Source organism: Cryptosporangium japonicum, assembly GCF_039524755.1.
Classification (GTDB): Bacteria; Actinomycetota; Actinomycetes; order Mycobacteriales; family Cryptosporangiaceae; genus Cryptosporangium; species Cryptosporangium japonicum.
The window spans coordinates 82847-98901 of record NZ_BAAAGX010000029.1; the positions used below are offsets into that span (position 1 = coordinate 82847).

A 16055-nucleotide genomic window follows, 5' to 3' on the forward strand; every position below is an offset into this window, starting at 1 on the left:
TCGTTCGTCGTGCGCACCGGGTCAGCGGGAGTAGAACTCGACGACCAGCTGCTCGTTGCAGATGACCGGAACCTCGGTGCGCACCGGGTCGCGCAGCACCCGCGCGGTGAGGTTGCTGATCGAGACGTCGAGATAGGGCGCCGTGGGCCCGGAGCCGACGTGTGCCCCCGCGGCCGCGGTGAGGAACGGTGTCATCGGACGGCTGCGCTCGTGCACCTGCACGACGTCGCCCTCTTCGACCCGGTACGACGGCTTGTCGACCCGCTTGCCGTTCACCGTGATGTGCCGGTGGGTCACGAACTGGCGCGCCTGGTAGATCGTCCGCGCGAAGCCGGCGCGCAGCACGGTGGCGTCCAGGCGGCGCTCGAGCAGCGAGACGAGCACGTCGCCGGTCTTGCCGGTGCGGTTCTTGGCGGCCTCGTCGAAGACCCGGCGCAGCTGCTTCTCGCCGATGTCGTACTGGAAACGCAGCCGCTGCTTCTCACGCAGCCGCAGCGAGTAGTCACTCTGCTGCCGGCGACGTCGGCCGTGGACGCCGGGCGGGTAGGGACGCCGCTCGAAGTACTCCACGCTCTTCGGCGTGAGCGGAATCCCCAGCGCCCGCGACAACCGGACCTTGGGCCGGGACTTGTTCATCGAACACCCTTCTAGGTTAGGCTTCGCTAACTAAGGTGAGCCTAACCGTATTTTGGAGGCGTGATGGAGCCGACCCCGGCAGAAGTCGCTCGTACGTTGGCGGCCGGGCATCTGCCGGCACGCATCCGCACGTCCGGTGAAACCGGCGGCGGATCGCCGGCGCCCGAGTTCGCGGTCACCCACGTCACCGACCGGATGGGTCGTGTGCTGCTGCTCCTCGCCGAGGACAGCCCGGTCGACCGGGCGCTGCGTCCGGTGGCGGCCGACGGCGACGCGGTGGCGCAGCTGACCGTGGCCGACCGGCAGCCGGTGACCGGCAGCCCGTGGCGCGGCCGAGTGACGATGTCCGGCTGGGCCACCCGCCTCACCGGCCTGGCCGCCCACCGCGCGGCGATGGACTTCGCCGAGGTGAACCCGATCGGTGAGCTGCTCGACATCGGTCGCGGCAGCGTGCTGTACCGGCTGGACCTCGCCGAGATCGAGTGGGTCACGCCCGGCTACGACGCCGAGGACACCGGCCCGGACGGCCTGCGCCGCACCGACGTCGACGTCGACGCGTTCCTCGACGCCGAACCCGACCCGTTCGCGCCCGAAGAGCAGAAGCTGCTCAACGACCTCGCCGACCACCACGAGGACCTGCTCGCCGAGCTGTGCGCCCAGGCCAGGGAGACCGCGGTGCCCGGCGCGAGCAACGCGCGTGCGCTCCGCCTCGACCGCTACGGCCTGACGCTCGGCGTCGAGGTGGCGGGGGAGGAGCGGTGGATCCGGGCCGGGTTCCGGCACCCGATCGGTGACCTCAAGGAACTCGCCGAGGTGTTCCACCTGCTGGCCTGCTGCCGGTGCCGTCCGGAGTCGCACCAACACACGCACTAAAGGTTCACCGGGCGTTCCTTACGCGCGACGTGTGTGCGGCGTTACACCTCGACCATGCCTTCTAGCGTTCTCGTCTCGGCGGGGTACTCGGTCGTGCTCGCGACCGAGGCCGCGGAGATCCGCGCAGCTCAGCAACTGCGGTACCAGGTCTTCGCCACCGAACTCGGTGCGGCGATCGACGGGCCGGGCATCGACGTCGACCGGTTCGACGCCCTCTGTGACCACCTACTGATCCGGGACGACGCGACCGGGGCCTGCGTCGGTACCTACCGGATGCTGCCACCCGGGCGCAGCGCCGAGCTCTACTCGGACGGCGAGTTCCGGCTCGACCGGCTGGCGGCGCTGCGGCCGGACCTCGTCGAGACCGGACGCTCCTGCGTCCACCCCGATCACCGCAACGGCGCGGTGATCGGCCTGATGTGGGCGGGCATCGCCCGTTACCTGCACCTGTCCGGTCACCGCTGGCTGGCGGGGTGCGCCTCGGTGTCGCTCGCCGACGGGGGCGTGGCCGCCGCCGCGACCGCGGCCGTGGTGAACGCCAGGTACCTGCCGCCGGCCGAGTTCCGGGTCGAACCACGCACCCCCTGGGTCGGCCCGGCCGCCGCGCCCCGGCTCCCGCTCGTGCCGCCGTTGCTCCGCGGGTACCTGCGTCTCGGCGCGAAGGTCTGCGGCCCGCCCGCCCACGACCCCGCGTTCGGCACCGCCGACTTCTTCGTGCTGCTGTCGCTGGCCGACACCGACCCCCGCTACCTCCGTCGGTTCCTGGGGGAACCGTGAGCTGGGCGCCGTACTCACCCTGCGCGGTCGGGTGCCTCACCGGCGACGAGGAGCGGGTGCCGCTCGCGACCACCCTGTTCCGCCTGGCCGCGCTGATCGTCACCGTGCTCGCCGCGATCCCGCTGGCCGTGTGCTACCCGCTGCTCGGCGCGGCCGGGCGGACCGCGGCCGTGCGCGGCTGGTGCCGGTCACTGCTGCGTGCGCTCGACGTCCGCCTGGTCGTCGACTCGCCGGACGAGCCGCCCGTCGGTGCGCTCGTGGTCTCCAACCACGTCTCCTGGTTGGACATCCTCGCGGTGGGCTCGGTCCGCCCCGGCCGGATGCTCGCGAAGTCCGACCTGCGGAGCTGGCCGCTGATCGGCTCGCTGGCCGCCCGCGGCGGGACGATCTTCGTCGACCGCAACCGGCTCTCGACGCTGCCCCGCACCGTCGCCGACGTCCGGGCCGCGCTGCTCGCGGGTGCCCGGGTGGTGGCGTGGCCGGAGGGCACGACCCGGTGCGGCGCCGAGACCGGCCGGTTTTATCCGGCGGTGTTCCAGGCCGCGATCGACGCCGGGGCCCCGGTCGAACCGGTCACCGTCGAGTACACCGCCGCCGGGCGGCCGACGACGGTCACGGCGTTCCTCGGCGACGACCCGCTCACCGCGTCGGTGTGGCGCATCGCGCGCGCCCGCGGCGTCGCGGTGGAGGTGCGGTGCCGCCCGGCCCTTCCGCCGGGCCGGGACCGGCGGATGCTCGCCGCCGCGGCGGCGAGCATCTCAGTCCTGACCCCACGTATGGACCGGCTCGTTGGAGTGCATCCGCGCCAGGTAGTCGACAGTCATCCGGCGTAGCGCCTCGTCCCGGCCGAGGCCGGAGCGCTCGTACGCCTCGACGGCGGCCACCTGCCAGTCCGAACCGGTGCGGTGGGACAGGCAGCGTCCTTCGACGATGCCGAGCAGCCGGTCGCGCTCGTCGGCGGACACCCCCCAGGCGTCCAGCCCCTGGGCCGCCATCGGCAGCAGGTGGCGCAGGACGAGTTCGGAGACCGGCACCTCACCGGCGCCGGGCCAGTACTGCCGGCTGTGGATCCCGTCGCGCGCGCCGGCGTGGAAGTTCTCCTGCGCCGCCGCGAACGACATCTGGCTCCACACCGGCCGCTCGGAGTCGACGAGCGCACGCACCAGCCCGTAGTAGAAGGCCATGTTCGCCGCGATGTCGACGACGGTCGGCCCGCCGGGGAGCACCCGGTTCTCCACCCGCAGGTGCGGTCGCCCGTCGACGACCGCGTAGACCGGCCGGTTCCAGCGCCAGATCGTGCCGTTGTGCAGCGTCAGCTCCGGCAGCGACGGGGTGCCGCCCGCCGCCAGCACGGCCTCGGGGTCCTCGTCCTCGCACAGCGGGAGCAACGCGGGGAAGTACCGGCTGTTCTCCTCGAACAGGTCGAACACCGACGTGATCCACCGCTCGCCGAACCAGACCCGGGGCCGCACGCCCTGTGCCTTCAGCTCGTCCGACCGGGTGTCGGTGGCCTGCTCGAACAACGGGATCCGGGTCTCGGCCCAGAGCCGGTGCCCGAACAGGTACGGGGAGTTCGCGCCCAGCGCCACCTGCGCGCCGGCGATCGCCTGGGCCGCGTTCCAGTACGCGCCGAACGTCGTCGGGCTCACCTGCAGGTGGAACTGGACGCTGGTGCAGGCGCCCTCCGGCGCGACGCTGTCGGCGTAGGTGTCGAGCTGCTCGACGCCGTCGATCCGGATCGGCAGGTCCTCGCCCCGAGCCGCGAAGATCTGTTCGTTGAGCAGCCGGTACCGGTCGTTCGCCGAGAGCGTGTCCAGGTTGACGTGCGACTCGCGCAGCGTCGGGAGGATGCCGATCAGCGCCAGCTGGGTGCCGAGCGGACGCGCTTTCTCGTCCGCGGCGTTGAGCGCGTCCCGGACCTCTTTCTCCAGCTCACCCGCACCGGCCGCGGCGAGTCGCCGCGGCGGCATGTTGATCTCCAGGTTGAACTGCCCGATCTCGGTGGCCCACTGGTCGTCGGCGATCGCGCGCAGCACCTCGGCGTTGCGCATCGCCGGTTGCCCGTCGGCGTCCACCAGGTTCAGCTCGATCTCCAGGCCGGTCAGTGGCCGGTCGAAATCGAAGCGTGACTCCGCCAGCATCTGCGCCAGCGTGTCCAGACATTGCCGGACCTTCTCCCGATAGCGGCGTCGGTCATCCCGAGTGAATTCCACCGCCGGTACGTCCCGACCCATGCTTCTCCCCTCGGTCAGGGCATCGGCCTCTCGTTCCCGATACCCGTCGCCGGTGGTGTGCGAACCAGTGACGCATCTCGCTTAGGGAACCATCGCACCCGGGTAACCCGTTGCGGAGTGGGAATGCCGCATCGGGTGAAGGGTGTGCTGCACGTGGCAGAAATGGTTCCCGCGCTGGCGGGTGCGCGAGCGACCGAACCCGCCGAACTCACCGGAATCTCCGGCTGGGTGGTGGACGTCGTCGAGCTCCTCGGCCCCTTCGGCGTCGGGCTCCTGGTGCTGCTGGAGAACCTGTTCCCCCCGATTCCCAGCGAGATCATCCTGCCGCTGGCCGGGTACCTGTCCGGTACCGGCCGGCTCAACGTGGTCACGGTCATCGTCGCGGCCACGCTGGGCTCGGTGATCGGTGCGCTGGCGCTGTACTGGCTGGGTGCCGCGGTGGGTGAGGACCGGATCCGGGTCTGGCTGCGCAAGTTGCCGCTGATGCAGGAGAGCGACCTCGACCGCGCGCAGAGCTGGTTCGACCGCCACGGCGGAACCGCGGTGCTGATCGGGCGGATCATCCCGGTCGTCCGGAGCCTGATTTCGGTTCCCGCCGGCGTTCAGCGGATGCCGGTCTGGAAATTCACGCTGTACACCACCATCGGTAGCGGCGTGTGGAACACGATCTTCGTCGTGTTGGGGTACGTCCTCGGCAACCAGTGGGAGACCGTCGGTCAGTACAGCGACATTCTCAACTACGTCGTGATCGGCGCGATCGTGCTCTCGGTGGTCTATTTCGGGTGGAAGCGCGTGCTACGCGTGCGCCATTCGGGGTAGTGGATCGTACCGTTTTGAACACGCGTCACGAGTCGGCGCGGAGCAGTCCGGTGAGCCTGGACGACCATGTTTGGATAGAGCCTATGGCCCAAGGCGAAGAGCAGAACCTGTTCACCCTCAGCGACCCCGCGACCGCCGAGGTCACGTTCGACCTCGCCCTTCGCGGCTACGACCGACGTCAGGTCGATCGGTACATCGCCCAGCTCGAGAGCGAACTGTCGCAGTTCGCCGCACGTCGCGACGACGCGCTGGCGCAGAACCACGCGCTCGCGGCCCAGGTGTCCGAACTGCAGAACCAGGTGGTGGAGGTGCAGCGGCGGCCCACCGCCGAGAAGCCGTCGTACAAACACCTCGGTGCGCGCGTCGAGCAGATCTTCGCCATGGTCGAAGACGAAGCGGCCGAGATCCGTTCGAAGGCCGAGGCGGACGCGACCGCGGTGCGCGCCAAGGCCGAGCAGGACATCGAAGCGGTGAAGGCCGGCGTCGAGAAGTCGTTCGCCGAACGCCGGGAGGCCATCGAGGCCGAGCACGCGCAGAAGGCCGCGCACGCCGACAAGTTGGTCGCCGAGGCCGAGAAGCGGGCCGCGGCGCTCCGCCGGGACGCCGAGGAGGCCCGCGCCCAGGGTGAGCGCGAAGTCGGCGAGCTGCGTGAGCGGACGAAGGCCGACGCCCGCCGGGTCCAGGACGACGCCAGCCAGTTCTCCGCGCGGGTCCGCGGGGAAGCCGAGAAGCACGCCGCCGACGTGCTCGCCAAGGCCGACGCGCACTCCGCCGACGTGCGGCGCAAGGCTGACGAAGCCGCACGTGGCGCCACCGACGCGGCCCGCCGCCAGGCCGAGCAGACGATCACGAACGCCCGCACCGAAGCGGAGGGCATCCGCGCGAGCGCGAAGGCCGACGCCGACCAGACCGTCGCCGAGGCCCGCCGGGTCGTGGCCGAGCTCGACGCCCGGCGCAAGCAGATCAAGCAGGAGATCGGCCGGCTGCGCGAGGCGGTCGCGCGGTTGACCGGCGGTGGCGCCGGTCTCTTCGGCGACGACGACGTCGAGGAGGTCGCGTCGGCGTCGGCGTTAACGCCAGAAGCCCCGGCCGGTCCGGCCGCCGCACCCGCCCAGCAGCCGAAGCCTTCGCCCCAGGCGGCGGCCGCGGCGACCACCCAGCGGATGGCGGTTCCCGGCCCCGGCGCTCAGCCGCCGACGGCCCAGCCGAACAACGGCATCGGCCCGCACCGTGGCGCTCCGACGAACGAGCTGCCGCGGGTCAGCGCCGAGAACTGACCGGTGTACGGAGAGGGCGAGCTCAGTTGGCGAGCTCGCCCTCTTCGTCGAGGTCGAATTCCCCATCGTTCACACCGGCCAGGAACGCGTCCCACTCCGCCTGGGTGAACAGGAGGACGGCGGCCGGGTCGGTGGAGTCGCGCACCGCGATCTGGTCACCGACGAACGCGACCTCGACGGTGGGACCTTCGTCCTCCGCGCTCCGCGAGCTGCGCAGCCACACGGCCTCGGAGAGGTCGACGTCGGACATGGAGCCTCCGGTTCTGCACTCCCCGTAACGAATTACGGGCGCTGACGCCGGAAGGGTACACCGTGCGTCACGTATGTCGCCGACCCCTCGGGGACGCCGCTGGGCCCCACCGAGGTGGTAGGCGAACAGCGCCGGGCCGGATCCCGGGAAGCCCATTTACCAGGAACGGTGCGCGTAGTCGTGGTCCCACCGGCCGCGGTGGTGCCGGGGCCCGCAGCGCTGGGCGCGGTACTCGGCGAAGTCGCCGGGGCCGTAACCGGCGGCGGCGAGGTGCGCACGCCACTGTTCGCGGCGGGTGCGGTGTTTGACGTGGAACACGGTCGTCAGCGCGAGGAAGCCGAGCGGGAACAGCGGCCAGAAGAACCCCGCACCGGTGAGCGCCCAGATCGTCGTGAGGATCGCACCGAGGAAGACGATGAACCCGACGCGTCCACCGAGCTCCGCGCGGCCGGCCCGGCGTTCGCGGGCCTGCTCCTCCGGGTCCGGCGGGATCAGCCCCCGGCCCTGGTCGGGCAGGTCGGCGACCAGCGGCGCGAGCTCGTCGCGGTACTGCGACTGGTAACAGGTGGCCATGCGCTCGTCGGCCTCGTCGAGCGTCAGGAGACCGGCCTCGGCCGCGGCGCGGAGGATCGAGACGATCCGTTCACGCTCGACCGTGGACGATCGGGTGCGGGGCGGAGGGGTGGGCTCGGCGGGCATGTCGGTCTCCGTTCGAGTAGGTCGGCGGGTGCCGACACCACCAATGCTCGGCCGGGATCGCACCGATTTCGTCGGCTGCCGGGCCGCTGTCGGTCTGCGCCGACGGGCGCAGGCGCGCACCCCACGTACTCCCGGAGTAGTACGTCCGCCGAGCCTCGCAGCCGATGACCGGCGCGATCACCTGGCCTACGGTCGAGCCATGAGCCGCAGGCAGCAGCGTTGGGAGGAGCGCACCCGACGCTGGGGTGAACGTGAGCGCCGACGCGCGGAGTGGCAGCAGCGGCACTGGGAGGACCACGTCCGCCAGCAGGCTCGCCGGTGGGAGAAGCACGCTCACCACGGGGAGAACCTGGCCCGGCGCTGGGAGGCCAAGGGCCGGAGCTGGGAAGCGCGCTGGGAGCACCGTCAGTCACCGGCGGGCGCCGCGGTGGGGGGCGTCGGGATCCTCACGGTCGGCGGCACGCTGCTCGCCGAGCAGACCTTCGAGGGCTTCCACGCGCTCGACTCCCGCGGCTGGGTGCTGCTCGTCCTCGCCCCGCTGCTGCTGGGCGCACGGCGGAAAGCGCCGATCGCGGTCGCGCTGCTCGTCACCGCGGTGCTGTCGGCCTATTACCTGCTGGGGTACCCGCCCGGGCCCGGGTTCCTGGCGGTGCTGGTCGCGCTGAACGCCGTGCAGACCGAGTCCCGGCGCTGGGCGGCGTGGACGATCGCGGTGGTCGGGTTCAGCGCGTTCACCGCGGTCGACCTCACGCTGGTGGAGGGCCCGACGGTTCCGGTCGGCGGCGTGATCGCGGCCGCGCTGTGGACCGCGCTGGTCATGATGGGCGCCGAGGCCGGTCGGGCCGGGCGCGAACGCGCGCAGGAGTACCAGGCGCGCCGGGCCGAGGCCGAACGCAGCCGGCTGGAGGGCGAGCGCCGCCGCGTCTCCGACGAACGACTGCGGATCGCCCGCGAGGTGCACGACCTGCTCGGCCACCACCTCTCGCTGATCAACGTGCAGTCCGGGGTGGCGCTGCACCTGATGGATGCCAGTGCGACGAGCGAGGCCGAGCTGCGCGCGTCGCTGTCGGCGATCAAACAGTCCAGCAAGGACGCGCTGGTGGAGTTGCGGGCCACCGTGAACGCGCTGCGCGGCGTCGACGAGGACGCGCCGCGGCAGCCGACCCCGACGCTCGACCGGCTCGACGATCTGCTGGCCGGCGCCACCGCCACCGGGCTGGAGGTGACGTTGACGCGCCGGGGCGAGCCACCGGAGGCGCTGCCCGCCCGCGTCGACCTGGCGGCGTTCCGCATCGTCCAGGAGGCGCTGACGAACGTGCGACGGCACGCCGGGCCGGTGTCGGCCGTTGTCACGCTCGAGTACGGCGAGGACACGCTCGTCGTCCAGATCGACGACCCCGGCCCGGACGGTGCGCGGCCGGACGTCCACCTGGATCGGATCGACGAGCCACCACCGGGTGGCGGAAACGGGATACCAGGCATGCGTGAGCGAGCCCAGTCGGTCGGCGGGACGTTGCAGGCCGGGCCGGCGCCCGACGGCGGGTTCCGGGTGCGGGCGGAGCTGCCGCTGTGAACGACGACGACGGCCAGATCCGGGTGCTGCTCGCCGACGACCAGGCGCTGGTGCGGGCCGGGTTCCGCGCGCTGCTCGACGCCCAGCCGGGCATCACGATCGTCGGCGAGGCCAAGGACGGCGCCGACGCGGCCCGGCTCGCCGACGCGTTGACCCCCGACGTCGTCCTGATGGACATCCGGATGCCCGGCGTGGACGGGTTGGAGGCGACCAGGCGGATCACCGCCAGCGCGCGGCTCTCCGCCACCCGGGTCGTCATCCTGACCACGTTCGACCTGGACGAGTACGTGTTCGAGGCGATCCGGGTCGGGGCCAGCGGCTTCCTCGTGAAGGACACCGAACCGGCCGACCTCGTGCAGGCGGTGCGGGTGGTCGCGCGCGGCGACGCGCTGTTGTCGCCCGGCGTCACCCGTCGGCTGATCGCGGAGTTCGCCGGGCACCTGCGCCGACCCGCGCCGACCGCCCGGCTCGACGTGCTGACCGACCGCGAGCGTGAGGTCGTCGCGCTGGTGGCGGCCGGGCTGTCGAACGCCGAGATCGCCGACCGGCTGGTGGTCTCCCCGGCCACCGCGAAAACCCACGTCAGCCGGGCGATGGCGAAGGTGAACGCCCGTGACCGGGCGCAACTGGTGGTGCTGGCGTATGAAACCGGTCTGGTACGCCCGCAAGCCAGGTGAACCCTGCTTCGTACCGCAGTGGGTTACTTGTCCGTCACGGATTGCGTGTGCCGTCGGCATTGGGTGACGATGCCCCGGTTCGTTACCGGGGGCGCGCCCGTGGCGAAGGAGAAGGGCCGTGGCCCACGTCCATCACTTCACGTACGGCTTGATCACGTTGTTGCTCGCTTACGCAGTTTCAGTCCTCGGCTGTCTGCTCGGTCTGATCTGTACCGCCCGAGCCCGCGACACGTACCGGGTTGCCGCCCGCGTGCGCTGGCTCGCGCTGGGGTCGGTGTCGATCGGCGGCACCGGGATCTGGCTGATGCACTTCCTCGCGATGCTCGGCTTCACCGTCTCCAACACGTTCGTCTTCTACGATCCGGCGCTGACCGCGCTCTCCGCGCTGATGGCGGTCGGGATCGTCGCCGTCGGCATCTTCGTCGTCGGGCTGGGACAGCCGTCGATGCTGAAAGTGCTGGTCGGTGGCGTCGTCACCGGGCTCGGTGTAGCCGGGATGCACTTCACCGGGATGGCCGCGATGCGGGTGCTCGACGGTGAGGTGATGTACAACCCGGCGCTGGTCGCGACCTCGGTGGTGATCGCCGTCGTCGCCGCGACCGTCGCGCTCTGGTTCACGATCGTCATCAAGAGCCGTCCCGCGCTGGCCGCCGCCTCGCCGATCATGGCGATCGCGGTGACCGGGATGCACTACATCGGGATGTTCGCGGCGAAGGTGCGGGAGATCGGCGGCCGCGGCCGGGTCGAGGGTGTGGACGTGACGACGCTGCTGATCCCCAGCGCGGTGATCGTCGGCACCGTGCTCATCGCGCTGCTGTACGCGACGCTGTCCGCGCCGGCGGCTGAGGAGCGAGCCGCGGAGGCGCTGATGACCCGGCTCCTCTATGCCAGCGAGGACATGCAGCCGCCGCCGGCCGCGCGGCCGACCCGCGCGACGATGCGCACCCAGCTCCGCCACCGGGTTGCGTTCCGTGATGCCCAGACGACCGATTCCGACGCACCCGCCACATCCGTACCGCGCTGAGGCGCGTAAGGAGTTTGGGGTTGTTTGAACCCCAGCGTTGAGTAATCGGTTCAGCACCCTCCGAATTGGTCCGATTTGGGACTTGAGAATGCGCCTGAGGTGAGCGAGCGTTCGGGCTCAGAGCTCTTCCCGGGAGGGTGCTCGATGGCGGAAGTCCATCACTTTGCCTACGGCTGGCTGGTGCCTGCCCTCGCCTACAGCGTCTCCGTGCTGGGGTCGCTGCTCGGGCTGGTCTGCATGGCGCGCAGTCGCCAAGCGCAGCTTCCCGCGAAGCGGTACGGATGGTTGGCGCTGAGCGCCGTGTCCATCGGCGGTACCGGTATCTGGATGATGCACTTCCTCGCGATGCTCGGGTTCGCGGTGGACGGCAGCGAGGTCCGGTTCGCGGTGTTCCCGACGCTGCTCAGCGCGTTCCTCGCCGTGGTCGTGGTGGGGATCGGCCTGCTGATCCTCGGCACCGGCGAGTTGAAGCTGTGGCGTGTGCTGCTCGGCGGGGTGTTCGCCGGTCTCGGCGTGGCCGGCATGCACTACACCGGCATGGCGGCGATCCGGCTGGACGGCACCGTCGGGTACGACCTCAAGTACGTCGCGTTGTCGCTGGTGATCGCCGTGGTCGCGGCCAGCGCCGCGCTCTGGTTCACGGTGGTCGCGCGCAACCTCTGGCTGGTGACCGGCGCGGCGCTGATCATGGGCGTCGCGGTCAACGGCATGCACTACGTCGGAATGGCCGCCGCGCAGGTGACGCTCGACGACACCCACAGCTCGGCCGACGGCGCGGACGTGACGACCGCGCTCCCGATCATCGCGGGTCTGGCCGGGGTCATCGTCGTCGTGCTGCTGTACTCGGCGCTCTCCACGCCGATCGACGAGGAGGCTCGCTCGGCGGAGAGCCGGCTCGGCCTGGCCGATGGGCCGGGAGCCGAGGCGGAGTCGTTCTGGACGCCCAAGTCGGCGGGTCGCCCGCAGCCGTCCGGGCCGGGCAGCACCACCAGGTCGTGGGCGGACGCACCGCCCACCGGCCGGCCCCAGCCACCGACGCCGGCCCCGACCGTGCCGGCTCAGAACGCACCGGCCCAGAGCGCACCGGCTCGGTACGGGGCAGCGCAGTACGGTGCGGCGCAGCAGTGGACGCCCGGTGGCGTGCCCGCCTCCGGGCCGGCGGCCGAGGACTCGCGCTGGGCCGCGCTGCGGCAGAAGCCGGCCGATCAGCAGACCGGGAACGGCCCGTGGGCCGACGCCGACCTCGCCGACGCGGCCCGCCGCCGCAACGCCTCCGATCCGTGGTGAGGTTCGCGCGGGCCCATTGACGGGTAGCTCCACACTGTCACCGGCCGGTGACATCGCCGGCCGACGACCGGGTGAGGTGAGCGACCCATGCCGAATGAGCACGAGTCCGGTACCGCGCGTACCGAGCCATTGCCTGAGTTGCCGCAGAACACGCCGAAAGACGCACCGCTCGACGTCGAGCGCCGGGGCGATCGCCGCTCCCGCATCTTCGGCCTGATCCTGCTGGCCGTGATCGTGCTGGTGGGCGTCGGTACGTTCCGCGCCTGCTCCTGGTGGAACAGCGACGACCGTCCGCTGGCCGAGAGCACCGTCGACCGGAGTGGTCCGGTGGTGCTCAAGTCGATCCAGGACCTGGCGCGGTTCCAGGCCGCGACCGGCACGTTCCAGGTCGTCGTCGACCTGGAGAAGGACACCAAGTACGTCCCCTCGTCGATCCTCGGCCAGCGGACGCTGTTCGTCGGCGTCGGCACGGTCGACGCCTACGTCGACTTCGCCGGGATCACCAGCGACGCGCTGACGATCTCCGAGGACCGGCGCTCGGTGTCGCTGCGCCTGCCGCCGCCGGCGCTGGAGAAGGTCAACCTCGACCAGGACAAGAGCTACGTCTTCGCCCAGGAGCGCGGCGTCATCGACCGGTTCAAGTCGCTCTTCGACGACGATCCGAACAAGCTCGGGGACGTCTACAAGGCGGCGGAGAAGAAGATCGGCGACGCCGCCAAGGAGACCGACCTCTCGAAGCGGGCGCAGACGAACACGCAGGCGATGCTCGAGGGCCTCTTCAAGTCGCTCGGCTTCACCTCCGTCACGGTGGCGTTCTCCGGTACCTGAACAATGGGGCGATGACGCCTCCCGACGGAAGATGGCAGCCGGGGCCGGTACTGGCGGGCATCCTGGTGGTGCTCGCCTCCGGCGCCGTACTGGTCCTGGAGATCCTGAGCCTGCGGCTGATCGCGCCGTACGTCGGGGTCACGCTGGAGACGAACACGGCGGTGATCGGGGTCGCGCTCGCCGCGATCGCGGTCGGCGCCTGGGCGGGCGGGGCGGTGGCCGATCGGCTGCCGCCCTCCGTTCTGCTCGGGCCACTGCTGCTCGGCGGCGGCGCGCTGGTCTTCGCCGTGACGCCGCTCGTCCGGTTCATCGGTGAGCTCGTCCAGGGCGCCGACGCCTCGGGGGTGCTGCTGGTCGCCGCCGCGGCGGTGTTCGCGCCGGCCGCGCTGCTCTCGGCGGTGCCGCCGATCGTGGTGAAGGCGCGGCTGGCCGACCTGAGCGAGACCGGTGCGGTCGTCGGCCGGCTGTCCGGGCTCGGCACGGTCGGGTCGATCGTGGCGACGTTCGGCACCGGGTTCATCGCGGTGGCGATGGTGCCGACGACCACGATCCTGACCGGCCTGGCGATCGTCCTGGTCGCGGCCGGGCTCGGGGTCGTCTGGCGCAGCCGGGGGGTGTCCGGTAAGCGCCTGGCCGGCCCGCTCGCACTGGCCCTGGTCGGCGCCGGCGCCACCGCGGCCGCGCCCAACCCGTGCGAGCTGGAGACGGTGTACCACTGCGCGAGCGTCAGCGCGGACCCCGACCGGCCCGACGGCGACGGGCGGGTGCTGCGCCTCGACACGCTGCGCCACTCGTACGTCGACTTGAAGGACCCGACGTACCTGCAGTTCGAGTACCTGAAGGTGATCGGCGCGGCCACCGACGTGTTCCGGCCGCCGGGCGCTCCGGTGCGGGCACTGCACCTGGGCGGTGGTGGCCTGACCCTGCCCCGGTACCTGAAGGCGGTCCGGCCGGGCAGCGACAGCCTCGTCTACGAGATCGACGCGGGAGTGCTGCGCATCGACCGGGAGCAGCTCGGCCTGCGGGAGGGCGACGGCATCCGGACCCGCGTCCAGGACGCCCGCGTCGGCCTGGACGAGCAGCCGAGCGACCGCTACGACCTCGTCGTCGGCGACGCGTTCGGCGGTGTCGCGGTGCCGTGGCACCTCACGACCCGACAGGTCGTCGCCCAGGTCGACCGGGCGCTCACCCCGACCGGCATGTACGCGGTCAACCTGATCGACCACGGGTCGCTCGCGTTCGTGAAGGCCGAGGTCGCGACGATCTCCGCGGTGTTCACGCACGTGGCGTTGATCGCCGAGACGGCCGCGTTCAGCGGTGCCGGCGGTAATCTCGTCGTGCTGGCATCGAACTCGCCGTTGCCGCTGGCCGCGCTGAAATCCGCGCTGGCGACGAAGGCGCCGGCGATGAACCTCGTCACCGGCGGCGACCTGAGCGGGTTCATCCGGGACGCAGAAGTGCTGACCGACGATTTCGCGCCGGTGGACCAGCTCGTCACGCCCTACCGTTCATGAGCGTCTCAGTGGGGTAAGCCCCGAACGAGCGAAGGAGCGTCAGTGGCTGACCGTAAGCGCATAGTTGTTGTCGGGGCCGGTTTCGCCGGGTTGCACGCCGCCAGGACCGCGGTGCGGCAGACCAAAGGCCAGGCCGAGGTCGTGGTCGTCAACCCCACCGACTACTTCCTGTACCTGCCGTTGCTGCCGGAGGTGTCGGCGGGGATCCTCGAACCGCGCCGGATCACGGTTCCGCTGATCCGGTCGCTCGGTGGTGCCCGGCTCGTCCTCGGCGACGTGGACGGCGTCGACACCGACGAGCGGCGGGTCTACTTCGAGAACCCGGAGGGCGACCGCGGGTCGATCCGGTACGACCGCCTGATCTTCGCCCCCGGCAGCGTCAACAAGCTGCTGCCGGTGCCGGGCGTCGCCGACCACGCCCACGGGTTCCGGAGCATCGCCGAGGCGCTGTACCTGCGTGACCACATCGTCCGGCAGCTCGAGCTGGCCAGCACCACGAGCGACCCGGCGGAGCGGGAGGCGCGCTGCACGTTCGTGGTGGTGGGGGCGGGCTACACCGGCACCGAGGTGGCGGCGGCGTGCCAGCTGTTCAGCGAGCAGGCGGCGAAGCACCTGCCCAACCTGCACCGGCAGAAGATCCGCTGGCTGCTGCTCGACCTCGCGCCGAACGTGCTGCCCGGCCTCGACCCGCGGCTCGGCACCGCCGCCGACGAGACGCTGCGCAAGCGCGGCGTCGAGGTGCGGATGGGGACGTCGGTCGCCGAGGCCACCGCGGACGGGGTGAAGCTGACCGACGGCGAGTTCGTGCCCACCCGCACGCTGGCCTGGTGCGTCGGCGTCCGGCCCGACCCGCTGATCGAGAGCACCGGCCTGCCGACCCAGGCCGGCCGCCTCACCGTCGACGCCTGGCTCAACGTCCCCGATCACCCGGACGTCTACGCGGCCGGTGACAGCGCCGCGGTTCCCGACCTCACCCGGCCGGGCGAGATCACGCCGATGACCGCGCAGCACGCGCAACGTCAAGGCGTGCAGGCCGGCAAGAACGTCGCGGCCTCGCTCGGCTTCGGCACCGGGGCCCAGTACAAGCACCACGACCTGGGGTTCGTCGTCGACCTCAGTGGAGCGAAGGCGGCGGCGAACCCGCTCGGCATCCCGTTGTCCGGCTTCCCGGCCAAAGTCGTCACCCGTGGGTACCACCTGCTCGCGATGCCGGGCAACCACCCGCGTGTGGTGGCCGACTGGATCCTGGACGCGGCGTTCCGCCGTCAGGTCAGCCAGATCGGCACCGTACGCGGCTGGGCGGTACCGCTCGACACGTCGACCGGCGCGGAGCACTGAACGCACTGATGCCCGGCAGCGCGAGCTGCCGGGCATCAGTACTACGTCGTTCAGCGACGCCGACCGCGCCACCGGCCCGGGTAAGCGGTGCCGAAGCCGCACATGTGCAGAGCGATGAACAACAGGCCCAGCGCGACGAGCGTGTTCCAGTTGAGCAGATCGCCGATGGGAAGCTGGTCGATCAGGTCCAGGAACAGCAAAAGCCCGAACGTGATCGCGGCCAGGATGGCAAACATGCAGGGCTCCTTG

The 16055-nt window shown here is 71.4% G+C and carries 17 protein-coding genes; 12 read left to right on the forward strand and 5 right to left on the reverse strand.

Annotated features, from left to right (window positions below):
• Positions 1 to 21: 21 nt before the first annotated feature.
• Entirely contained in the window at positions 22 to 636 is a 615-nt protein-coding gene (rpsD, locus tag ABD437_RS33615) for a 30S ribosomal protein S4 (RefSeq protein WP_344652995.1), read from the reverse strand.
• Positions 637 to 699: 63 nt separating this feature from the next.
• Between rpsD and ABD437_RS33620 the strand changes: the two genes are divergently transcribed.
• The 3 genes from ABD437_RS33620 to ABD437_RS33630 are packed head-to-tail and all read left to right on the forward strand — an operon-like array spanning position 700 to position 3119.
• Positions 700 to 1509 (forward strand): DUF2470 domain-containing protein, encoded by an 810-nt coding sequence (locus ABD437_RS33620; RefSeq protein ID WP_344652996.1) that lies wholly within the window; start codon positions 700 to 702, stop codon positions 1507 to 1509.
• 54 nt (positions 1510 to 1563) lie between these two features.
• Positions 1564 to 2286, forward strand: coding sequence for a GNAT family N-acetyltransferase (locus ABD437_RS33625; protein ID WP_344652997.1), 723 nt, complete (start codon positions 1564 to 1566; stop codon positions 2284 to 2286).
• Positions 2283 to 3119: a lysophospholipid acyltransferase family protein gene (locus tag ABD437_RS33630; protein WP_344652998.1), complete on the forward strand. Its 837-nt coding sequence runs from the start codon at positions 2283 to 2285 to the stop codon at positions 3117 to 3119. Before ABD437_RS33625 ends, ABD437_RS33630 begins: the two co-directional genes overlap by 4 nt.
• Here ABD437_RS33630 and ABD437_RS33635 read toward each other — a convergent pair.
• Positions 3045 to 4520 carry a glutamate-cysteine ligase family protein gene (locus ABD437_RS33635; protein ID WP_344652999.1) on the reverse strand — a complete coding sequence of 492 codons (1476 nt, stop codon included), beginning with the start codon at positions 4518 to 4520 and terminating at the stop codon, positions 3045 to 3047. The genes ABD437_RS33630 and ABD437_RS33635 overlap by 75 nt on opposite strands.
• 123 nt (positions 4521 to 4643) lie before the next feature.
• Here ABD437_RS33635 and ABD437_RS33640 point away from each other — a divergent pair, with 123 nt between their 5' ends.
• Both ABD437_RS33640 and ABD437_RS33645 read left to right on the forward strand, forming a co-directional pair.
• On the forward strand, positions 4644 to 5339 hold the full coding sequence (locus ABD437_RS33640) for a DedA family protein (protein ID WP_344653000.1): 696 nt from the start codon (positions 4644 to 4646) through the stop codon (positions 5337 to 5339).
• Positions 5340 to 5422: 83 nt separating this feature from the next.
• Positions 5423 to 6616, forward strand: coding sequence for a DivIVA domain-containing protein (locus tag ABD437_RS33645; protein ID WP_344653001.1), 1194 nt, complete (start codon positions 5423 to 5425; stop codon positions 6614 to 6616).
• A gap of 22 nt (positions 6617 to 6638) precedes the next feature.
• Here the strand turns inward: ABD437_RS33645 and ABD437_RS33650 are convergent, their stop codons facing one another.
• Together ABD437_RS33650 and ABD437_RS33655 are read right to left on the reverse strand one after the other, a co-directional pair.
• Positions 6639 to 6866, reverse strand: a complete 228-nt coding sequence (locus ABD437_RS33650) for a DUF397 domain-containing protein (protein ID WP_344653002.1) — start codon at positions 6864 to 6866, stop codon at positions 6639 to 6641.
• A gap of 156 nt (positions 6867 to 7022) precedes the next feature.
• Complete coding sequence (locus tag ABD437_RS33655; protein ID WP_344653003.1) at positions 7023 to 7565, reverse strand: DUF1707 domain-containing protein; 543 nt, start codon at positions 7563 to 7565, stop codon at positions 7023 to 7025.
• Positions 7566 to 7764: 199 nt separating this feature from the next.
• Here ABD437_RS33655 and ABD437_RS33660 point away from each other — a divergent pair, with 199 nt between their 5' ends.
• The 7 genes from ABD437_RS33660 (at position 7765) to ABD437_RS33690 (ending at position 15806) form a co-directional block, all read left to right on the forward strand.
• Complete coding sequence (locus ABD437_RS33660) at positions 7765 to 9138, forward strand: sensor histidine kinase (protein WP_344653004.1); 1374 nt, start codon at positions 7765 to 7767, stop codon at positions 9136 to 9138.
• Entirely contained in the window at positions 9135 to 9815 is a 681-nt protein-coding gene (locus ABD437_RS33665; RefSeq protein WP_344653005.1) for a response regulator, read from the forward strand. Before ABD437_RS33660 ends, ABD437_RS33665 begins: the two co-directional genes overlap by 4 nt.
• A gap of 118 nt (positions 9816 to 9933) precedes the next feature.
• A complete protein-coding gene (locus ABD437_RS33670; RefSeq protein WP_344653006.1) occupies positions 9934 to 10839 on the forward strand; it encodes an MHYT domain-containing protein in 906 nt (301 codons plus the stop codon).
• Positions 10840 to 10983: 144 nt separating this feature from the next.
• Entirely contained in the window at positions 10984 to 12126 is a 1143-nt protein-coding gene (locus tag ABD437_RS33675) for an MHYT domain-containing protein (RefSeq protein ID WP_344653007.1), read from the forward strand.
• An 87-nt stretch (positions 12127 to 12213) separates the two neighbouring features.
• The gene (locus ABD437_RS33680) at positions 12214 to 12954 is read left to right on the forward strand and encodes a DUF4230 domain-containing protein (protein WP_344653008.1); all 741 of its coding nucleotides are present in this window, start codon (positions 12214 to 12216) and stop codon (positions 12952 to 12954) included.
• A gap of 11 nt (positions 12955 to 12965) precedes the next feature.
• On the forward strand, positions 12966 to 14468 hold the full coding sequence (locus tag ABD437_RS33685) for a fused MFS/spermidine synthase (protein ID WP_344653009.1): 1503 nt from the start codon (positions 12966 to 12968) through the stop codon (positions 14466 to 14468).
• A 42-nt stretch (positions 14469 to 14510) separates the two neighbouring features.
• Positions 14511 to 15806 carry an NAD(P)/FAD-dependent oxidoreductase gene (locus ABD437_RS33690; protein WP_344653010.1) on the forward strand — a complete coding sequence of 432 codons (1296 nt, stop codon included), beginning with the start codon at positions 14511 to 14513 and terminating at the stop codon, positions 15804 to 15806.
• A gap of 50 nt (positions 15807 to 15856) precedes the next feature.
• Here the strand turns inward: ABD437_RS33690 and ABD437_RS33695 are convergent, their stop codons facing one another.
• Positions 15857 to 16042 (reverse strand): hypothetical protein, encoded by a 186-nt coding sequence (locus tag ABD437_RS33695; protein ID WP_344653011.1) that lies wholly within the window; start codon positions 16040 to 16042, stop codon positions 15857 to 15859.
• Between the last annotated feature and the right edge of the window lie 13 nt (positions 16043 to 16055).